Origin of the sequence: Labrenzia sp. CP4 (assembly GCF_001579905.1) — a bacterium.
Classification (GTDB): Bacteria; Pseudomonadota; Alphaproteobacteria; order Rhizobiales; family Stappiaceae; genus Roseibium; species Roseibium algicola.
In genome coordinates this window covers 1131442-1148606 of sequence record NZ_CP011927.1, presented here as the reverse complement: position 1 = coordinate 1148606, position 17165 = coordinate 1131442, and the positions used below count along the sequence as shown (strand labels likewise).

General features: G+C 59.3%; 14 protein-coding genes. 7 read left to right on the top strand and 7 right to left on the bottom strand.

The genetic code is table 11. The features are described from left to right. Positions 1-18: 18 nt before the first annotated feature. Entirely contained in the window at positions 19-1107 is a 1089-nt protein-coding gene (locus ACP90_RS05350; RefSeq protein WP_082809668.1) for an ABC transporter ATP-binding protein, read from the bottom strand. Further along, positions 1104-1910: a DeoR/GlpR family DNA-binding transcription regulator gene (locus ACP90_RS05345; RefSeq protein ID WP_023001188.1), complete on the bottom strand. Its 807-nt coding sequence runs from the start codon at positions 1908-1910 to the stop codon at positions 1104-1106. Before ACP90_RS05345 ends, ACP90_RS05350 begins: the two co-directional genes overlap by 4 nt. Positions 1911-2365: 455 nt before the next feature. Between ACP90_RS05345 and ACP90_RS05335 the strand changes: the two genes are divergently transcribed. The 5 genes from ACP90_RS05335 to ACP90_RS05315 all read left to right on the top strand — a co-directional run bounded on the left by ACP90_RS05335 (position 2366) and on the right by ACP90_RS05315 (position 7052). Next, on the top strand, positions 2366-3868 hold the full coding sequence (locus ACP90_RS05335; protein WP_023001187.1) for an alkaline phosphatase: 1503 nt from the start codon (positions 2366-2368) through the stop codon (positions 3866-3868). A 130-nt stretch (positions 3869-3998) separates the two neighbouring features. Then, the gene (locus tag ACP90_RS05330) at positions 3999-4457 is read left to right on the top strand and encodes a hypothetical protein (RefSeq protein ID WP_208993461.1); all 459 of its coding nucleotides are present in this window, start codon (positions 3999-4001) and stop codon (positions 4455-4457) included. Between the two features lie 9 nt (positions 4458-4466). Next, positions 4467-5147 (top strand): ATP-binding cassette domain-containing protein, encoded by a 681-nt coding sequence (locus ACP90_RS05325; protein WP_062487154.1) that lies wholly within the window; start codon positions 4467-4469, stop codon positions 5145-5147. Continuing rightward, positions 5140-6462 carry an FtsX-like permease family protein gene (locus ACP90_RS05320; RefSeq protein WP_062487152.1) on the top strand — a complete coding sequence of 441 codons (1323 nt, stop codon included), beginning with the start codon at positions 5140-5142 and terminating at the stop codon, positions 6460-6462. The genes ACP90_RS05325 and ACP90_RS05320 overlap by 8 nt, the downstream gene beginning before the upstream one ends. A gap of 26 nt (positions 6463-6488) precedes the next feature. Further along, on the top strand, positions 6489-7052 hold the full coding sequence (locus ACP90_RS05315; RefSeq protein WP_062487150.1) for a copper chaperone PCu(A)C: 564 nt from the start codon (positions 6489-6491) through the stop codon (positions 7050-7052). Between the two features lie 279 nt (positions 7053-7331). Here the strand turns inward: ACP90_RS05315 and ugpC are convergent, their stop codons facing one another. The 4 genes from ugpC to ACP90_RS05295 all read right to left on the bottom strand — a co-directional run bounded on the left by ugpC (position 7332) and on the right by ACP90_RS05295 (position 12358). Continuing rightward, positions 7332-8423: a sn-glycerol-3-phosphate ABC transporter ATP-binding protein UgpC gene (ugpC, locus tag ACP90_RS05310; protein WP_023001182.1), complete on the bottom strand. Its 1092-nt coding sequence runs from the start codon at positions 8421-8423 to the stop codon at positions 7332-7334. 33 nt (positions 8424-8456) lie between these two features. Continuing rightward, on the bottom strand, positions 8457-9605 hold the full coding sequence (locus ACP90_RS05305) for a carbohydrate ABC transporter permease (protein ID WP_062487149.1): 1149 nt from the start codon (positions 9603-9605) through the stop codon (positions 8457-8459). Then, the gene (locus ACP90_RS05300; protein WP_055656417.1) at positions 9605-10846 is read right to left on the bottom strand and encodes a sugar ABC transporter permease; all 1242 of its coding nucleotides are present in this window, start codon (positions 10844-10846) and stop codon (positions 9605-9607) included. Before ACP90_RS05300 ends, ACP90_RS05305 begins: the two co-directional genes overlap by 1 nt. A gap of 144 nt (positions 10847-10990) precedes the next feature. Next, complete coding sequence (locus ACP90_RS05295; RefSeq protein WP_062487147.1) at positions 10991-12358, bottom strand: ABC transporter substrate-binding protein; 1368 nt, start codon at positions 12356-12358, stop codon at positions 10991-10993. A gap of 249 nt (positions 12359-12607) precedes the next feature. Here ACP90_RS05295 and ACP90_RS05290 point away from each other — a divergent pair, with 249 nt between their 5' ends. After that, on the top strand, positions 12608-13651 hold the full coding sequence (locus tag ACP90_RS05290) for a substrate-binding domain-containing protein (protein ID WP_062487145.1): 1044 nt from the start codon (positions 12608-12610) through the stop codon (positions 13649-13651). Here the strand turns inward: ACP90_RS05290 and ACP90_RS05285 are convergent, their stop codons facing one another. Then, positions 13652-14320, bottom strand: a complete 669-nt coding sequence (locus ACP90_RS05285; protein WP_062487143.1) for a GntR family transcriptional regulator — start codon at positions 14318-14320, stop codon at positions 13652-13654. A 675-nt stretch (positions 14321-14995) separates the two neighbouring features. On the opposite strand from ACP90_RS05285, the gene ACP90_RS05280 reads away from it, so the two are divergent. After that, positions 14996-17035: an EAL domain-containing protein gene (locus tag ACP90_RS05280; protein WP_062487141.1), complete on the top strand. Its 2040-nt coding sequence runs from the start codon at positions 14996-14998 to the stop codon at positions 17033-17035. Positions 17036-17165 lie beyond the last annotated feature (130 nt).

The following is a 17165-nucleotide window of genomic DNA, read 5'->3' as shown; positions in this document are numbered from 1 at the left end:
GCGGGCGTGCGCAGCAGGTCAGGAGCGCAACAAGGCTCCGAACTCGGAAATGAGATCGTCCCGGCGGCGGCCGGTATCGGCGTCGAAAACATGAAGATCGTCCGGCGAAAAGCCGAGCTGCACGGATTGGCCGGGCGTGAAGGCCCGGCTGGCCGGAAGGCGCACCTGAAAACCGGTGCCGGCAACTTCGCAATCGGCCAGCACATCCGCCCCCAGATACTCGACGGCACGAACAGACGCGTTGACCGGGCCGCCGTCTTCCAGATGCATTGCCTCCGGGCGCAGGCCGAGCTTGAAGTCCGGCGCGGTGCACAGCTTCCTGAAGGCATTGGCCGGAAAGAGGTTCATTGGCGGGGTGCCGATGAAACGGGCGGCAAAGGGCGTTGCCGGTTTTTCGTAAAGATCCCGCGGGCTCGCCACCTGCTCCAGCCGGCCACCGTTCAAAAGCACCACCTGATCGGCCATGGTGATGGCCTCGACCTGATCATGCGTGACATAGACCATCGTGAAGCCGAGCTGCTGCTGCAGCGCGCGGATCTCCACACGCATTTCATGGCGCAGCTTGGCATCTAGATTGGACAGCGGCTCGTCCATCAGGCAAATCGGCTTTTCCCCGATGATTGCCCGCCCAAGGGCGACACGCTGCTGCTGACCGCCCGAAAGCTGACCCGGCTTGCGCTCCAGCAACTGGCCAAGGCCCAGCAGATCGGCAACCCGTGCAAGACGCCGGTTCCGCTCGGCCCTGCCGACCCGGCGGACCTTGAGGCCGAAAATGATGTTCTCACCGACATTCAGATGCGGAAACAGCGCATAGGACTGGAACACCATGGCAAGGTCACGCTTGGCCGACGGACGGCCGGTGACATCCTCTCCGCCGATCAGGATGCGTCCGCTGCTGACATTCTCGAGGCCCGCAATCATGCGCAATGTCGTTGACTTGCCACAGCCGGACGGACCCAGAAGTGCCGTGAAGGAGCCTGCCGGAATATCGATCGACAGGCCATCGACGGCCACCGTCTCACCCCAGGTACGCGACACCGTTTCAAGGACGATCGGCTTGCCGGCGCCAGAGAGTTTCGCACCCGGGATATGCGGATCTGATGTCACGCCTCATCTCCGTCGTCGGCCACGAACACTTCCGTTTTCGTGCCTTCCAGCGATGCCAGGAAAACATCCGGCACCGGGCAATCGGTGAAGATCGCATCGACATCGCTGAGTTGACCGCCGCGCACATGGGCGTTCCGGCCGAACTTGCTGTGATCGAGGACCAGATAGGACCGGCGGCAATTGGCGAGTATCGACTGGCGGGCCGCCACTTCGTCCTCATGGAAATCCAGCAGCGTGCCGTCTTCATCGACACCTGCGACACCAAAAATGCCGATATCGACCTTGTAGTTGGAGAAGAACGCCTGCGCTGCGGACCCCAGCACGTCGCGGTCGCCATGGCGCAACCGCCCGCCGGTGATGGTCACCTGAAACGACGGATTGACCGAAGCCGTGAAGGCCACGTTCAGATTGTTCGTGAAAACCGCCAGTTTCTCATGCCCAACCAGGGCCTGCATCACGATCTCCGGGGTGGTGCCGATGGAAAACGCGATCGACTGGTTGTTGCCGACATGGCCGGCCACCAGTTTCGCAATCAGCTGCTTTTCCGGAAGATTGAGGATCTGCCGGGTGGAATAATGGATGTTGGACGCCGGCGCAGGAGGCTCGACGCCGCCGTGGGTCCGGCGCAGGATCCCCAGTTCGCAAAGACCGTTGACGTCCCTGCGAATTGTCTGCGTGGTCACCTCGAACCGGTCCGCCAGTTCCTCGACGGACGCAAACCCTGCCTTTTGTACCAGATCCGCGATTTCGGCCTGACGCTTTGAAATGTCTATTTGCCCAAGCATGTTCTTCTGATCCGCCATCGTCCCCTCTCCTCCTGCTGATGCAGAAGGCCAGTTGCTCCAAAGGCATCATGTTGACTCGAAAAAGCCTGACTTCGAAGCCCGTTAAAACATTTTCATATGAACCTTATTCGACGCTCATATGAAAATGATGTGACAATAGGGGATAGCAGGCAGCCCAGGAACACAGGACGCGACAGCGTCCTCAGATTTCAGGACTCCATTTTTCTATCTGTAATTGCCCGGGCTTTTCGCGTGGCTGCCAGGCCGATCACCCGGCCAGGGACCAACCTGCGGTTCGATGACAAGACGCTACCGAAGAAGACACAAGACGGCGCAAAAGTAGAAGAGTTGAATTCAATCGCCGAGGTTATGTAATAAAATAACAAATCTGTTTCGTCATCCAACTGTCAATCAGATGTCATGCAGCGTTTTTAAGTAGCTCCCGGGATGCACCCTCACCTCCGGGAGATATCATGAAAACGATCGTTTGCACTTCGCTGGCGCTGGCCCTTACCGGCTCTGTTGCCTTTGCTCAGGACGCCCTGCCGCAAGCCTCCAGCCAGTGGTACAAGGATGGCGAAGCCGCCATTCAGGCCATTTTGGACCGTCAGCCGAACACCAACCGCGCCAAGAACGTGATCCTGCTGATCGCAGACGGCAACGGTGTCGGCACCAACTACGCCACCCGCCTTTTCGACGGTCAGCAGAAAGGCATGCTGGGCGAGGAAAACGTTCTCCCGTACGAAACTCCGGAGTTCTACAGCGCCCTGGTCAAGACCTACAACATCAACGCCCAGACGCCGGACTCCGCTCCGACCGCCGGTTCGATGAACACGGGCGTGAAGCAGCGCTTCAACCTGATCAACCTCGGTGAAGAAGCCATCCATGACGATTGCTCCACCGTTGAAGGCAACCAGCTTGCCCTGTTCTCCGAAATGATGACCGAAGCCGGCAAGTCCGTCGGCGTGGTTTCCACCGCCCGCCTGACCCACGCAACTCCGGCTGCCGTCTACGCCAAGACCGCGAACCGCAACTGGGAAGACGCGGTGCCGGAAGGCTGCACCGCACAGAAGGACATCGCGACCCAGCTGATCGACGCCATGGAAGCCGGCACCGTCGATTTCGCAATGGGCGGCGGTGGCCGTTACTTCCTGCCGAAGGACAAGGAAATGGGTGGGCTGAAGGGCCGCCGCGAAGACAATGTCGACCTGGTTGAGCGTGCAACCGGACTGGGTGCACAGTTCGCATCCGACACCGCCGGTTTCCAGTCGCTGAAGCTTGACGGCTCCAGCCCCGTACTGGCCCTGTTCAACAACAGCCACATGGAATATGAGGCCGACCGCGCCGACAATGACGAGCCGTCCCTGGCCGACATGACCAAGGCAGCCATCGAATATCTGTCCAAGAACGAAGGCGGCTACTACCTGGAAATCGAAGCCGGCCGCGTCGACCACGCCAACCATGACGGCAATGCGGCCCGCGCCATGCGCGATGGTGTTGCCTTTGCAGAAGCCGTTGCCATGGCTGACGAACTGACCAACGATGAAGACACGCTCATCATCGTCACGGCCGACCACGAACATGCCATCGCCTTCAACGGCTATTGCGGCCGCGGTTCGGCCATCCTCGGCCTTTGCTACGACGTTGCCCAGGTGGGCATCAAGCATTCCGACAAGGTTCTGACCGCGGACGACGGCAAGCCGTACACCGTGATCGGTTACCTGAACGGCACCGGTTCGGTTCTGAAGAAGGGCGAAGGCGAAAACGACTACACCGGCTCGCGCCCGGACCTGGACCAGGAAACCGCCACCGATCTGGACTACGTCCAGCAGGCGCTGATCCCCAAGTCCTCCGAAACCCATTCGGGTGAAGATGTTGCGGTCTACGCAAAGGGCCCGTGGGCACATCTGGTCGATGGCACCATCGAGCAGAACGTGATCTTCCACGTCATGAACCACGCTGTGAACGCCCAATAAGCCTTCAGTCAGCGTTCAAAACGCGCTCAGCGGGATCCCCGGCCGAATACCGGCCAGGGATCCTGAAGGCCTGCCGCCCGGCAGGCCTTTGCCTGTTTGTCATATTAGCCGGATAAGTTAGGAGCATGAATTGGCCAGAACCAGGGATGTCATGAACCGCAGACAGCTTATTGTCGGGCTCGGCCTCGCTCCGTTTGCCGGGAATCTGCTGCCGGACACCGCCTGTGCGGCAGATGCCGCCCTCAAGCTGCGCACGCTTTACAACAAGGACCGGAGCTTTTCCGACCTCGCCCATTCACTGGAAGGCTCCAGGGTATCGGTCGGTGGCTACATGGCCCCACCCCTGAAGGCCGACAGCCAGTTCTTCGTGCTCACCAAGATTCCGATGGCAGTTTGCCCGTTCTGTGAAACCGAGGCGGAATGGCCGCGGGACATTCTCGCCATCTACACCAAGCGCATTGTCGACGTGGTCGCCTTCAACAGCAAGATCGTGACAAGGGGTGTTCTCGAACTGGGAACCTTCAAGGATCCCGAGACCGGGTTCGTCAGCCGGGCAAGACTTGTCGATGCTGTCTATGAACGCAGCTGACAGCTTCTCATGAATCTTGCTCTTCAAGTCGACGATCTCCGCGTCGGGACACCCGGTGGCCGGGTGCTGCTGTCCTGCGATCACTTTAATGCAACACCAGGCGCAACCATCGGCCTGCGTGGCCCGTCAGGTGCCGGGAAATCGACCTTTCTCTACGCGCTCGCCGGACTGCATCCAGCCATGACAGGTCATATCCGCTGGGGTGCAACCGATCTGGTGCAGCTGAACGACGCCGCCCGCGCCGCGTTCCGCCGCAGCCATGTCGGGCTGATCTTCCAGGACTTCCTGTTGTTTGAGGAACTGAGCGCCCTTGGCAACGCCTCCCTTGCAACGGCGTTCAACCCGGCAGTGAAGCGCCGGTCGATCACCGACACCGCACGGGATTTTCTCAAGAGCCTCAAGGTGCCGGCAGAGGCGCGGACCGTAGACAGTTTTTCCGGCGGCGAGCGCCAACGCACTGCGATTGCCCGCGCTCTGGCCCACGATCCCGAGATCATTCTCGCGGACGAACCGACGGCAAGCCTCGACCGCAAGACCGCCGATGCCCTGATCGAAGACCTGATCAGCCTGACCCGCGCGCGGAACAAGACGCTGATCGCCGTCAGCCACGACCAGCATCTGCTGGACCGGATGGATAGGGTCGTCGAAGTCACGGACGGCCACCTGCAGACGGAGGCGGCCGGTGCCTGACTTTTTCGCAGACCGCTGGCAGGACCTTTCGCCGCTTGCCCAGGACACGCTGTGGCTCGTGCTGCTGCTGTTACCCGCCGTGATAACCGGCCTGATCGTGATCTGGGGCTTCCGGCCACAGGCGCTGGTCGGAGCACTGCTCTGGCGCTTCCGCTGGACCAATCTGACCTTCGTTTTCCTGATCGCCATTTCCATCGGTATCGGCGTTGGCCTGATAGCCCAGGAACGCGGCCTCAGAAAGGGAACGGCACGGGCAGCGGAAAAGTTCGATCTGATCGTCGCAGCCCCAGGCAGCGAAATCACCATGATGTTTGCCGCCGTCTATCTGCAGCCAAGCGACGTGCCGCTTCTGGGAGGCGAGATCTACAACGAGATTGCCCTCCATGACGACGTCGACCTTGCCGCCCCGATAGCCTTCGGCGACAGCTACCTGTCGTCACCCGTTGTCGGCACCACGCCTCAGTTCGTCACGCATCTGGCAGGGAACCTTGCCGAAGGCAGGCTCTTTGCCGGCAGCGGGGAAGCGGTTGCCGGCTCGCGGGTCGACCTGAAGCTTGGAGAGACATTCGAACCCGCGCACGGCATTGGTGACAGCGCGGAAGAAGATGCCCACGCCGGCCATGCGCTCACCATCGTCGGCAGGATGCCGCCCACCGGCAGCCCGTGGGACAAGGCCATTCTCGTTCCGGTGGAAAGCGTCTGGGAAGTGCACGGGCTGACCAATGGCCATGGCCCGGAACGACAGACACAGATCGGCCCGCCGTTTGACGCCGATTATTTCCCGGGAACACCGGCGATACTCGTTCATGCCAATGAGCTCTGGGCGAATTACGCCCTGCGGTCCGAGTTTACCCGCGACAACACCATGGCGTTCTTCCCAGGCGCGGTGCTTGCGCAACTTCATGCACTCATGGGGGACATCCGCCAGATAATGTCGCTGATGGCGGTGCTGACCCAGGTGCTGGTGACCGCTGGTGTCCTGACGGGGCTGATAGCCCTTGCCCGGCTGTTCGCCAGGCGTCTGGCACTCCTGCGGGCTCTCGGGGCACCGGGACGCTTCGTCTTTGCCGTGGTCTGGTCCTATGCCGCCACCCTGATTGTCCTGGGCTCGGCCGTCGGGCTGGGCGTCGGCTGGATCGCGGTCGATGCCATCTCCTCAATCGTCACCGCCCGAACGGACATTCTGGTGACGGCAACGCTCGACTGGCCGGAGTTTCACCTTATCGCCGGTTTCGTCAGTCTGACGGTGCTGCTCGCGCTTTTGCCCGCCTTCATGGCAATGTCACGTAATATCATTACTGATTTGCGCGCCTGACCTGAAGCCTGAAGGATCTTCCCGATATGCGCGCCCTTGCCGTCCTGTTGCCGCTGCTGTTCTGCCTGCCTCACTCTGCTTTGGCGTCCGGCACACATACTGCCTCCGAAACAGGGCATGGCGATGCAGAAGCACACGAAACGCATGTCGAAGCCGAACATCATCACGATGAGGATGAAGACAGCCACGAAGGCACGTCTGAAGGCGTGCGTGCTGTCCACGCCTGGATCCGCGAGACTTCGGCCAACTCCGCGCTGCTTTTCGTCAGCATCGAGAACACCTCCGGACGGCAGGTAAAGCTGGTTGGCGGTCACACCGAGATCGCCTCGAAGGTCGAACTGGTCGGCTTTGCCCTGAAGGACGGTGAAACCGGCTACGATCCCCTGCCGCCCGTTCCGATCCAACCGGGCAAGTCCCTCGTCCTTGCTCCCAACGCCCTGGCCCTGCGCCTCGGCGGCCTTACCCGCCCTTTCCGGGAAGGAGAGGAATTCGAAATCGAGATCGAATTCGATTTCGGCCATATCGAGATGCTGGCCCAGGTCGAATCCATCAATGCAAGCCGGCACAGCCATGCAGGGCATCAGCATTAGATCTGCCGGGATTAGAGGCAGGGATTAAGTGGGGTTGGTATCCCAAGCTTCAGTCGATGAATACCCCACCCCTAACCCCTCCCCACAAGGGGGAGGGGGATCAGTCCGTGCGGATTGAAAAGATCTCACTTGTCTGCCCGAATACCTGAAAAGGGATAGTGGGTTTCAGCGCACCTACATAGTGGCGCGGTAATGCATTAGTCCCCCTCCCCCTTGTGGGGAGGGGTTAGGGGTGGGGGTCAACAGCGTTACCAAAAACACCCAACCCTGCCGGGAATGTCACCTGTAAAGGAACGACCGCCCCTCGCCATCGAACAGATGCAGCTTTTCCGGCGGGGCCGTCAGGCGCAGTTCCGTGCCCTTTTCGACCTTGTAGATACCCGGGATCTTGGCAATGAAAGCATCGTGGCCTTCTCTCGGCGCAAAATAGAGCACTGTTGTCTCGCCGAGGGCTTCCACGATTTCGACATTCGCCGCGACCAGATAATCGTCACCTTCGGTAACGCTGAGATCTTCCGGACGCACGCCCAGCTTGACGCGCGCACCCTTGTCGCTGTCGAGCGAGGCAATCGGTACATCCGCATGACCGCCATCGGACATCTGGACGGATGTCATCTGGCCGGTCGCCGTCACCTTGGCATCGACGAGGTTCATCGCCGGAGAGCCGATGAACTGGGCAACGAACGTGTTTGCGGGACGCTCGTAAAGGTCCAGCGGCGCACCGAATTGTTCCACGTCTCCACCATGCAGCACGACAATTCTGGTCGCGAGGGTCATCGCTTCCACCTGATCGTGGGTGACGTAGATCATGGTGCTTTCCGGCATGCTCTCCTTCAGCTGTGCGATCTCGATCCGGGTGGCAACACGCAAGGCGGCATCAAGGTTCGATAGCGGTTCGTCGAACAGGAATACCTTGGGATCCCGCACGATCGAGCGGCCGATGGCAACACGCTGGCGTTGACCGCCGGAGAGTGCTTTCGGCAGGCGGTCGAGATAGGCAGTTAGCTGCAGTCTGTCCGCAGCCGCCCGCACAGCCTTGTCAATTTCGTCACGCGACTTGCCCGCCAGCTTCAGGGCGAAGGCCATGTTGTCGTAGACCGTCATATGCGGATAAAGCGCATAGGACTGGAACACCATGGCAATGCCGCGCTGTGCCGGCGGCACATCGTTGACGACCACACCGTCGATCTCCAGCGTTCCGCCGGTGATCTTTTCAAGTCCTGCGATCATCCGCAGCAATGTCGACTTTCCGCACCCGGACGGACCGACGAAAACGATCAGCTCGCCTGCGTTGATCTCCATGTTGATGTTGCGCAGAACTTCGACCGATCCATAGGACTTGCTGACATTCTTCAAGGACAACGATGTCATGCCGGCTGCTCCCGATTGTTGATTTTGTTCATGTTATTTCACCGACCCGGCCAACAGGCCGCGTACGAGGTAGCGCTGCATCGCGAAGAACACGAAGAGCGGCACGGCAATGGACACAAAGGCAGCCGTCGCGAGAATTTCCCAGTTGCCGCCGCGCGTTCCCAGGAGTTCGACGATCTGGTTGGTCATCACCGTGGTCGAGCCCGTGGCATCGATCAGGAACACCTTGGCCACCAGCAGATCGTTCCAGGTCCACAGGAACTGGAAGATGGCGAAGGACGCCAGGGCCGGAAAGCTGAGCGGCAGGATGATGCGGGTGAAGATCTGGAAATCCGTCGCCCCGTCCACCTTGGCATTCTCGATGATGTCCCGCGGCAATCCGACCATGTAATTCCTGAGCAGATAGACCGCGAGCGGCATGCCGAAGGCCGTATGGGCCAGCCAGACCCCCATGTATCCCTTGCCGATACCGACGGCGAGATGAAGCCGCAGCAGCGGAATGAGGGCCAGTTGCAACGGCACGACGAGCAGCGCCACGACGGCGGCGATCAAGAGGGCGCGGCCGGGAAATTCCATCCAGGCAAGGGCATAGGCTGCGAAAGCCGCTATGACGATCGGGATGATCGTCGCCGGAATGGTGACCGTCAGCGTGTTGAAGAACGCCTTGCCCATGTTGTCCTGTCCGGTGCCGGAAAAGAGGATGGTCTGGTAGTTTTCCAGTGTGAATTCCGGCGGCACGGTCGCGGTCACGAAAACACGCTGGCCACGCCCGGAGATCTGCTTGTCATTGCCCTTCCAGACATAGGAACCGTCGGCCTGGAGCGTCAGGCTTTCGCCATCGCCCATATCCGCCGTTTCGCCCGACTGGTAAGCAGACACGTCTCTGGATGAGACGCCCCACGAGCGGATCTCGCGCGGCTCGCCTTCGAAGATGTTGCCCGACACGGTGAAAAGGTCTCCGTCGGCAACACGGGTCTCGTCCGGATCCGAAGTCCGGTAGACCTCGTTCTGTTCCGCCGGAAACAGCGCCGCCCACCAGCCGGAACTGGAGATCTGGTCCGCGGTCCTGAAGGACGAGACGAACAGCCCGACGGTCGGGAACAGCCACAACAGAACGAGCGCTGCGACGGAGATCTGAACGGCCCAGGTCAGGCCGGATTTTTTCCCAGCAATACTGGCCATCACTTCATCTCCTTCCGGGCGTTGTAAACGTTCCAGACGAGGATCGGCGTGACGAGCAGCATGATGATGATGGCACTCGCCGACCCCACTCCCCAATCGTTGGCACGGAAAAGCTTGTCGTACATGTAGTTGGCCAGAACCTGGGTCTCCCACTGGCCGTTGGTCATCGCGAAGACGATGTCGAACACCTTGAGCACGGTGAGCGTGATCGTCGTCCAGACCACCACGATGGTCCCCATGATCTGCGGCACCTTGATCTTGAAGAAGATCTGGAACGGATTGGCACCGTCAACGATCGCAGCTTCCACGGTTTCCTCCGGAATGCCGCGCAGGGCCGCGGACAGGATCACCATGGCAAAGCCGGTCTGAATCCAGATCAGCACCACCATCAGGAAGAAGTTGTTCCACAGCGGCAAGGTCAGCCAGGTCTGCGGTTCGCCGTAGGGCACTTCGGCAATCCAGACACCGAGCGCGGAATTCAGCGAAATCCAGATCAGCCAGATCCCGCCAACGGCGACCAGAAGGCGCAGGGGCAGAAGCCAGATCGACTTGTCCTCCCCCCGAGCGACAATGCCGCGCACGAAGGTCCAGGCCACATAGGCAACAACAACAGCGAACGCCAGCAGGAGAAGGGTCGGCAGAAGCTGAAGAAAGACAACGGAGCCGATGCCACCGTCAAACTTCAGCCAGATCGCATTCAGAACACCGATCTGGTTCTGATCGGCGGCGCGCGTATCGTAGATCAGCTTGAAGATGACCGATGCGCCAACGAAAGAAATTGCCATCGGCATGAAGATCAGCGACTTGGCGAAGTTGCCCCACCTGATCCGGTCCGTGAGCTGGGCGACCAGCAGCCCGAAAGCCGTCGAGGCAGCCGGCACGACAATCAGCCACAGCATGTTGTTGCGCACCGCTTCCCAGAACTTCGCCTCGTTCATCATCTGGCGATAGTTGGCAAGGCCGACAAAAGCCCCTCCCTGGGAGCGGTCAGTCAGGGACAGCCGCAAGGTCTCGAAGACCGGATAGGCAAGATACAACGTCAGCGCGAACAAGGCCGGGAACAGGAACAGCCAGGGCCGGATCATGTTGGCCCGGTTGATGTTCTTCCCTGCATTGGGGCCGCGCGCCGGAAACAGGACCTTGTCGAGAAAGACATTCGAAAAGAAGAAATAGGCAAGGCAGGCTCCAACGCCGACGACGATGGTAAAGAGCCCTAACAGTGCCGGATTGTCCGATAGCATGGCCGTTCCCTCCCATTATTGATTATGGGGAGGCACCCGGAAGACCGGGGGCTTCCTGCGTTTAGGAACTTTGTTTCTTGGACGTTTTCGCCGATCCCTCAGAAGAACGGCCAGCCTCCCTGGGGAGACTGGCCGCCTGAAGGATTATTTGAGGGCGTCCCAGCTTTTCTGGATTTCCTCGGCGACGGCTTTTGCATCCTTGCCGCCGGTATAGTCGACCATTCCGGTCCAGAACGTGCCCGCGCCAACGGCACCCGGCATCAGGTCGGAGCCATCGAAACGGAAGGTGCTGGCATTGACCAGGATCTCGCCCTGACCGCGCAGCGTGTCGTCCTTGTAGGCTGCCGGGTTGGCACCCTTGTGAGGCGTGAGGAAGCCGGTCTGGGCCATCATCACTTCATGCGAGAGCGGCAGTTCGAAGAACTTCATCAGTTCGTTGGTCGCATCGGACGGATTGGTGATCGCCATCAGCGTGCCACCACCGAGAACCGGGTTGCCGAGATCCTTTTCCTGGTAGGCCGGGAAGTAGAAGAAGTCGACATCGGTGCCGAACTCGACGCCGTCCGGGAAGAAGGCCGGCACGAAGGATGCCTGGCGGTGCAGGTAGCACTGCGGCGGCGAGGAGAAGAGACCCTTCGGGCTGTCACGGAAATCGGTGGAAGCAACGGCTCCCGCACCGCCCGCTACCTTAGCATCGTCGCGTGCGAACCAGCCGAATTCCTCGATCGCGGCAACGACACGCTCGTCGTCAAAGGGGATCTCGTTGGTGGTCCACTGGTCGTAGACGTCAGCCGGCTGCGTACGCAGCATCAGATCCTCGACCCAGTCGGTTGCCGGCCAGCCCGTGGCAGCACCTGAACCCAGACCGATACACCAGGGTGTCTCGCCATCGGCAACGATCTGCTCGGTCAGTGCCTTCAGCTCTTCCATGGTCGTCGGCACTTCATAGCCGGCGTCCTCGAAGTTTTCCGGCACGTACCAGACAAGGCTCTTGACGTTGACGTTATAGAAGAAGCCGAACAGCTGATCCTGGCCGTCGGCATCCTTGTAGGTGCCGAGGTTCACCCAGCTTTCACCGGCCCCGTAGTTGTTGGCGACCCAGTCGGCCATGCCTTCCGGTAGCGGCTTCAGCAGGCCGCGCGCAGCCATGTCGGCGGCAAGGCCCGGCTGCGGGAAGACAGCGATATTCGGAGCGGCGCCGGCTTCTGCATCAATCACGATCTGCTGTTCGAAGGAATCCGAACCGGTGTAAATGACTTCAGCGCCGGTAGCTTCGGTGAAATAGGCAAGCACGTTGCGGAAATAGCCGTCTTCCGGCTGCAGCCACGGGCCGGCGATCGTCACGGTCTGCCCCTTCAGGTCAGGCGCGCTCTCAGCCCATGCGTTGTAGCTGTCCCAGTTGAACGGGCCTTCGCCCGGAGCGAATTTCAGGTCAGCCGCGGATGCAGAGCCCGCGCCAAGCCCGATGGCAAGCGCCAGACCTGCCGTGCAGGCTTTCAAACGTAGTTTCATATCTGTCCTCCCAGATTGTCCCTATGCTGGAACACTCCACCCAAGGTGGCATACCTCGCCACCTTGCAGCAATACCTACCCGTTTTTCCAGGTCGGCAATTCTACCAGAACCCTTTATCCAAACCGCTTTGGATTTGGCCCTAACCATGTCTTCAGGCTTCGGCCTTGTCAAGCGCACAACTCGCGAATTAATGTTGCATTTCAATAACAGCCTGTTGGGAGGGCGCTTTCAAAGCGTTTTGGGCCAGAATGAGCAATGGCGTAAACCTGAAAGAACTGTCGCAACGGCTGAACCTGTCTCAGACCACGGTTAGCCGCGCACTCAACGGCTATCCGGAAGTCAGCGAAGAAACGCGCAAACGCGTGACCGAGATGGCTAACAAACTCGGCTACGCGCCCAACAGCCAGGCGCGGCGGCTTGCAACCGGCCGCGCAATGGCCATCGGCCATGTCATACCGCGCTCAATTCACGAGATGATGAACCCGATCTTTCTGGAGTTCATAGCCGGTGCCGGGGAGACCTATTCGCGCCACGGCTACGACATGATCATTTCCGTCGTCGACGATGCCAAGGAAGAAGACGCCTACAGGCAGATCGCTTCACGCAAGAAGGCCGACGGCGTGATCATTCACGGCCCCGCAAATGACGAGCGCAGGCACAGGCTTCTGAAAGAACTCAATCTGCCCTTCGTCGTTCACGGACGCATCCCGGGTGCCGAGGAAGAAACATCGTGGATCGACATGAACAACCGGCGGGCCTTTGAGCGGGCGACGAACCTGCTGCTCGACCTCGGCCACACCCGGATCGCACTGTTGAACGGTCTGGAACACATGGACTTTGCCAACCGGCGCCGGCGCGGCTTCGAGGAAGCGCTGGCAGCACGGGGCCTGACACCGGACCCGGCCTTGATGCGCAGTGCGGACATGACCGAACCCTACGGCTGCGACAATGCGATGGAGATGCTGAAGAACGACAATCCGCCGACCGCCTTCCTGATTTCGTCCATGATATCGGCGATCGGAGTCGCCCGCGCTGTCGGCCAGTGCGGATTGAAGACAGGCAGGGACGTGTCCATCATCACCCATGACGATGCCCTGTCTTTCCTGCCCAACAGCGGAGAAGTGCCGATTTTCACCTGCACCCGCTCCTCGGTTCGCTACGCCGGGGAAAAGGCTGCCGAGCTGCTCCTGAACATGATTTCCAACCCGGCCAGCAAACCGGCTTCCCTGCATCTGGACGCGGAACTGATCATCGGACAGTCCACCGGCCCCGCCCCCGCCGCGCCAAAATGATCAGACGTGGCTGAGCCCGCAATCCTGCAGCAGATCCTTCATCCTGAGCATTCCGTTGAGACGGTGTAACCGCGCCGTCTCCGTGGCGCTGTCGGTGTCGCCGTCCCGGATCGCCTGCACAATCTTGCGATGATCGGCAGCGTTTGAGGCCGGTGCCTTGTTCAGGCGCAGCAACACGGTGTTGGCCCGGTAGACCTGATCGAGAAACCCCTCGATTTCAGCTTCCAGACGCAGATTCCCGCTCGCCTTGGCCATCAGCCTGTGGAACCTGTCATCGTGAACGGCCCAGGCCTCGATGTCCTGGCGTTCCAGCGCATCATCGGCGTCGTTGAGCACTTCTTCGATTTCCGCGAGCGCCTCGTCGCCCGCCTTGCGGCAAGCGGTGCCTGCGGCAAGGGCTTCAAGCGCCGAAAGGATCTGGTAGATCTCGCAGATGTCCTGCAGCGAAATCGGCAGAACCTTTGCTCCCCGGCGAGGCACGAGGTCCACCAGACCGTCAGCCTCCAGCCGGATAAGCGCTTCGCGAACCGGCGTCCGGCTCATGCCCAGACGTGTCGCGATGTCCGGTTCCGGCGCCTGAAATCCGGGCGGCAATTGCCCGTTCAGGATCTCGGTTTTCAAGCGTTCATAAGCGTTGTCGACGCGAGTGGATCTGGCTTTCGTTGGCATTGCGGGATGCACCCGTTCTCCTGACGTGTCTTAAACAGTTTGCATTGTCCCGCACCTCTCGCCCGAGGCCGGAGCGGCATTTCTCATCGCTGAAGGCATTGCCCTCCGGCGCGGCCGCCCTGTTTTGGAAGCAAATCAATGCCGTATTGCTAATTATATCGATAGAATTTTATCCATCCCCATGCCTTGAGGGCACCCGGGCATAGTCGCGACCTTCCGGATCCGCTCATTTGCTGGATTTTGCACGAATTTCGGGCTTTCTTGAGGCTGAAAAAATATTGTCAAAAATTACGGTGACTTAAGGACATGCTCCAGTTACCGAAGCGTCAAGTCAACCCTGCTGAACGCGCCTCTGCCTGAAAATGCCGTGCTTTTGGCGGCAGATGTTTACGATTTTGCCTGGCTCGGACAAAGGGCGGGTTTCGCCACGCTCTTCAGAAGCAGCTCTTCCGCTCCAATTGCACGCTGGCAAACCGGAAGCGGCACCTATGCGCCCCAAAGCCGCTTGTAAAACAGGTCAATACTGACAATAAAAGCCAGCAATTGACCGGATACTTCATGCGTAATTACAACAATACCAGATTAAACAATGAGCAATACTTGAAATACTCCGAAAAAACACAGTTTGTTATGCTTTTTAAGCTTTCATGAAATCAACCGTCGGTGGGAGCTTTTATGGAACGCGTCGCAACAGTTTTGTCTTTTGAGCATGACCATGCTCTTTTGACACTTGCGATCGCAACGTGTCTCTTCGGATGCGCCTTTTCCTTCCTGCTCCTTGCGAAGGTTGACCGCGATGCAAGCCCTGCACGGGTCATCTGGCTCATCTGGTCTGCACTCGTCGGCGCCTCGGCAATCTGGGCGGCCCAGATCATCGCCTTTTCTTCGGTAGAGCTTCCCGCGGAATCAGGGTACCGACTTCAAACGGCTCTGCTTGCCCTGCTTGTCGTCTTTGCCGGCCTCCTCTCAGGTTATACGCTTGCTGTACGGCGAAACATCCGGCTCGCACCGGAACTTGGCGGCATCCTTTTTGGCCTTGCCATTGCAGGAATGGGTCTGACGCTGACGACGGCCAGGGAGATCGCCGGTTTACCTGATACGAGCGAAGCCTTCGGACTTTGGACATTTCTGTTCGGAACGTGCCTTGGGGCAATCGCAATGAGTTTCGTTCCGCAGCTGCAGTCCAGACGCGCATTTGTAAGTGCAACGCTGTTCCTTTTCCTGTCGGCAGTTTCGATACACATGCCGGTGCATTCCCCGGCCACGCCCCTTCGCGAAGTCAGTTTCCCGCGCGAAATCATGCTCATGTCCGAAAGGCACATGATGGTGATGTCGCTGGTCATCTTCGGTCTATGCACCTTTGTGGCTGCAACTGGTGCGCTGCTCGACCGGTACAGGAAAAACGCGGCCAGGCGAGCCTATAAACACCTGTCGCTGCAGGATTCTCTGACACGACTTCCAAACCGGCATTTTGTGCAGAAGGCTGCGGCAGACCTTCTGGAAAAGGCCGAACTGGAGGGCAAGACATGCGCCGTCGTGCTGATCAGCCTCGACCAGTTCAAGGCCATCAACGACCTTCACGGCTACGAAGTCGGCGACACTGTCCTGTGCACTTTGGCCAATACGCTGAAAAACAACCTGAGCGACAGGGTCTTCATCTCCCGCTTCTACGGTGACGAATTTCTGGTCATCAATCCGTCGCTCGACACATTGGATGACGCCGTAGACTTCGCCCGTCTGGTTCGCTCCCTTGCCCGAAGGCCTGTTCAGTGGAATTCCTACCGCCTGTCCATCCGCTCCAGTATTGGCCTTGCCGTGTTTCCGCGCGACGGCAAGGACCTGAACAAGCTGGTGCAAAGGGCAAACCTTGCTGCCAAGCAAGCAAAATCGATCGGCGGCAACCTCATCCAGCCCTATGTCACGGGCATGGAGGAAACCAATCGCTGGGAGGCGGGCCTGGCGGCTGACTTGCGTAATGCAACGCTCGAAAACCAGCTCAACCTGGTCTTCCAGAAACAGAATCTGACAAAGACTGGCGAGTTGATTGGCTACGAAGCGCTGGTCCGGTGGCGTCACGCGGAAAAAGGTCCGATTCCGCCGGAGGACTTCATTCCGATTGCCGAACGGTCAGGCATCATCCTGGATATCGGCAATTGGGTTCTCGAAGCTGCCTGCAAGGAAGCTGCCTGCTGGGAAAATCCGGTAACGCTGTCGGTCAACGCTTCCCCGCTGCAGTTCTCCCGTTGCGATTTTGCCGGTCTCGTTTCCACCGTGCTGATGAAGACAGGCCTGCCCGCAGAACGCCTGGAAGTAGAACTCACCGAATCCACCCCGATCGAGGATCACGAACGGGTTCACGAGACGATCCTCTCGCTGCGCAAAATGGGGGTGCGCGTTGCCATGGACGACTTCGGCAAGGGCTATTCCTCGCTCAACACGCTGCAAGCCTTTCCCTTCGACAAGATCAAGGTCGACAGAGCCTTCACCCAGTCGCTCGAAACCAACCCCCATGCCCGGGCAATCCTGCGCTCTGCCGTTCTGCTCGGCCATAGCTTCAAGATCCCAGTAATCGCCGAAGGTGTCGAAACGGAACGACAGCTGCAATTCCTGCAACAAGCCGGATGCCTGCAGGTGCAGGGCTTTCTGTTCGGGAAACATCTACTGCCTTCGCAGATCAAAAAGTTTCACCCGAGCTTAGACCGAACGGGAAGCTGACTTATCACTGAATTCAACTTAAATTATTATCAAATTAAACCTTGATATTAATATCAATATCCTAAAAGAAGCGACGTCAAACAAATATTACCCTAGGTAATTACTGAAAATTCTTGGCCATATTCTCTAA

Excerpts from the sequence above, each read along its gene's own strand:
- ACP90_RS05345 (WP_023001188.1), bottom strand. The coding sequence starts at position 1,910 with ATGGCGGATCAGAAGAACATGCTTGGGCAAATAGACATTTCAAAGCGT.
- ACP90_RS05300 (WP_055656417.1), bottom strand. The coding sequence starts at position 10,846 with ATGCTATCGGACAATCCGGCACTGTTAGGGCTCTTTACCATCGTCGTC.
- ACP90_RS05315 (WP_062487150.1), top strand. The coding sequence starts at position 6,489 with ATGCGCGCCCTTGCCGTCCTGTTGCCGCTGCTGTTCTGCCTGCCTCAC.
- ACP90_RS05290 (WP_062487145.1), top strand. The coding sequence starts at position 12,608 with ATGAGCAATGGCGTAAACCTGAAAGAACTGTCGCAACGGCTGAACCTG.
- ACP90_RS05335 (WP_023001187.1), top strand. The coding sequence starts at position 2,366 with ATGAAAACGATCGTTTGCACTTCGCTGGCGCTGGCCCTTACCGGCTCT.
- ugpC (WP_023001182.1), bottom strand. The coding sequence starts at position 8,423 with ATGACATCGTTGTCCTTGAAGAATGTCAGCAAGTCCTATGGATCGGTC.
- ACP90_RS05285 (WP_062487143.1), bottom strand. The coding sequence starts at position 14,320 with ATGCCAACGAAAGCCAGATCCACTCGCGTCGACAACGCTTATGAACGC.
- ACP90_RS05295 (WP_062487147.1), bottom strand. The coding sequence starts at position 12,358 with ATGAAACTACGTTTGAAAGCCTGCACGGCAGGTCTGGCGCTTGCCATC.
- ACP90_RS05325 (WP_062487154.1), top strand. The coding sequence starts at position 4,467 with ATGAATCTTGCTCTTCAAGTCGACGATCTCCGCGTCGGGACACCCGGT.
- ACP90_RS05305 (WP_062487149.1), bottom strand. The coding sequence starts at position 9,605 with ATGGCCAGTATTGCTGGGAAAAAATCCGGCCTGACCTGGGCCGTTCAG.
- ACP90_RS05280 (WP_062487141.1), top strand. The coding sequence starts at position 14,996 with ATGGAACGCGTCGCAACAGTTTTGTCTTTTGAGCATGACCATGCTCTT.